The sequence below is a fragment of the Candidatus Accumulibacter vicinus genome, assembly GCF_000584955.1.
Classification (GTDB): Bacteria; Pseudomonadota; Gammaproteobacteria; order Burkholderiales; family Rhodocyclaceae; genus Accumulibacter; species Accumulibacter vicinus.
Map to the genome: position 1 here is coordinate 40,010 of NZ_JDSS02000027.1, position 2,276 is coordinate 42,285.

The 2,276-nt window shown below is 59.2% G+C and carries 3 protein-coding genes; 1 reads left to right on the forward strand and 2 read right to left on the reverse strand.

What is annotated here, in order from left to right:
* Nucleotides 1-568: CaiB/BaiF CoA-transferase family protein (locus CAPSK01_RS12655; protein ID WP_034927559.1), on the reverse strand; the 568-nt coding region annotated here is incomplete at its 3' end.
* A 71-nt stretch (nt 569-639) separates the two neighbouring features.
* Nucleotides 640-1,869 (reverse strand): NADP-dependent isocitrate dehydrogenase, encoded by a 1,230-nt coding sequence (gene icd, locus CAPSK01_RS12660; protein ID WP_034927133.1) that lies wholly within the window; start codon nt 1,867-1,869, stop codon nt 640-642.
* Nucleotides 1,870-1,978: 109 nt separating this feature from the next.
* On the opposite strand from icd, the gene CAPSK01_RS22910 reads away from it, so the two are divergent.
* On the forward strand, nt 1,979-2,276 hold a 298-nt coding region (locus tag CAPSK01_RS22910; protein WP_273703627.1), incomplete at its 3' end, for a hypothetical protein.

Consider the following 2,276-nt stretch of genomic DNA (forward strand, 5'->3'; position numbering starts at 1 on the left):
CCTTGTGGCGCAGGGCCATCAAGGTGCCGATCACTCCCCAGAGTGCGGCAATCGAATCGCCAATCGAGATTCCGGTCTTGACCGGTGGCCGATCGGGGAAACCGGTCACATAACGCAGCCCACCCATCGATTCGCCAATCGCACCGAAACCGGGTTGCTGCGCCATCGGGCCGTTCTGGCCAAAACCCGAGAGACGCAACATCACCAGACCGGGATTGATTGCCGACAGGGCCTCCCAGCCGAGCCCGAGCTTTTCGAGTACTCCGGGACGGAAGTTTTCGACGACGATGTCGGCCTCGACAATGAGCTTGCGGACAATCTCACGTCCTGCCGCATGCTTGAGATTGACCGTCAGCGATTTCTTGTTGCGCGATTGCACATACCACCACAGAGAGGTGCCCTCGTAGAGTTTGCGCCATTTGCGCAGGGGATCGCCGCCGTCGGGCGATTCGATCTTGATCACCTCGGCACCGAATTCGGCGAGGATGCGCGCGGCGAAAGGGCCGGCAATCAGGCTGCCGAGTTCGATGACCGTCAGGCCGGCAAGTGGTTTGTTCGATGGGTTCATGAATCGGTCCTGGAAGAACAAAGCCCCCTTGCGGGGGCCTTGTCAATACGGCAGGGCAGTCAAGGCACTGCCTACATGCGGGCAATCATCGCGTCGCCGAACTCGGAGCAGGACACTTCGGTCGCACCTTCCATCAGACGCGCAAAATCGTAGGTCACGACCTTGTCGCCAATCGCCGCTTCCATTGCCGTGATGATCAGGTCGGCGGCTTCGATCCAGCCGAGGTGACGGAGCATCATTTCGGCAGAGAGGATCAGCGAACCCGGGTTCACCTTGTCGAGGCCGGCGTATTTCGGCGCTGTGCCGTGCGTGGCTTCAAAGCAGGCATACTGGTCGGAGATGTTGGCACCTGGAGCGATGCCGATACCGCCGACCTGTGCGGCCAGGGCGTCGGAAATGTAATCGCCGTTCAAGTTGGTGGTGCAGATCACGTCGTATTCCGCCGGGCGCAGCAGAATCTGCTGCAGGAAGGCATCCGCGATCGAGTCCTTGATGACGATGCCATTCGGGAGCTTGAGCCATGGTCCGCCGTCGATCTCGACTCCCCCGAACTCGTTCTTGGCCAGGGCGTAGGCCCAGTCACGGAAGGCCCCTTCGGTGAACTTCATGATGTTGCCCTTGTGTACGATGGTGACCGAGCGGCGCTTGTTGGCGATCGCGTACTTGATTGCGGCACGCACCAGACGCTCGGTGCCCTCCTTCGAAATCGGCTTGATGCCGATGCCGGAAGTGGCCGGGAAGCGGATCTTCTTGACCCCCATCTCGTTCTGCAGGAACTTGATGACCTTGTTGCAGCCATCCGAACCCGATTCCCATTCAATACCGGCGTAGATGTCCTCGGTGTTCTCGCGGAAGATCACCATATTGGTCTTCGAGGGATCCTTGAGCGGCGAGGGGACGCCGCGGAAGTACTGGATCGGGCGGACGCACTGGTAGAGATCGAGTTCCTGGCGCAGGGCCACATTCAGCGAACGGATGCCGCCACCGACCGGGGTGGTCATCGGCCCCTTGATCGAAACCGAGTATTCCTTGAGCGTGTCGAGAGTCTCGGCCGACAACCAGACATCTGAACCGTACATCTGGGTCGATTTTTCGCCAGCGTACACTTCCATCCAGTGGATCTTCTTGACGCCGCCATAGGCCTTGGCAACTGCCGCATCGACAACCTTGATCATCACCGGCGTAATGTCGACGCCGATACCGTCGCCTTCGATGAACGGGATGATCGGGTGATCGGGGATGGCGTCCCCTGGAATGATTTTCTGGCCACCCTGCGGGATTTTGATCAGACTTGCGCTCATGCCAACTCCATATAGTGTGATTTGCTTGTGGCCGATTCGGGCGCCAACAACGGTGTTATGCAGCTCTCTACAGTGACTCGGAACCCGAAGATCGGACGATGCTGCGTACGTGGGCACGCGGGATCTGTCTGAAGCCAATTCGCCTGCGGCACCACTCGTGATTATGTCGCAAATGCAGGCGATTTGCCAGCCTATTCAGGGCCGAGACATTTTCGATGTGTCGATTTTCCAGCGTCCAAAATATACCCTACGCATTTTTGGCGCTGGCGTCGACCTACTGGCAGCCGTCGGAGGCGAGGCTGCGCTGCTTTTTTGTCGTCGGCGCCCGGTTTTTTCCAGTTTTGACGATCCGTGGGCGCCACCCGTCCCCGCCGAAGAACGCCGTCTGGTATGCCTGATACGAGGGA

Bases quoted from the DNA above. Each gene is read 5' to 3' on its own strand.
- icd (WP_034927133.1), bottom strand. From the start codon at position 1,869: ATGAGCGCAAGTCTGATCAAAATCCCGCAGGGTGGCCAGAAAATCATT.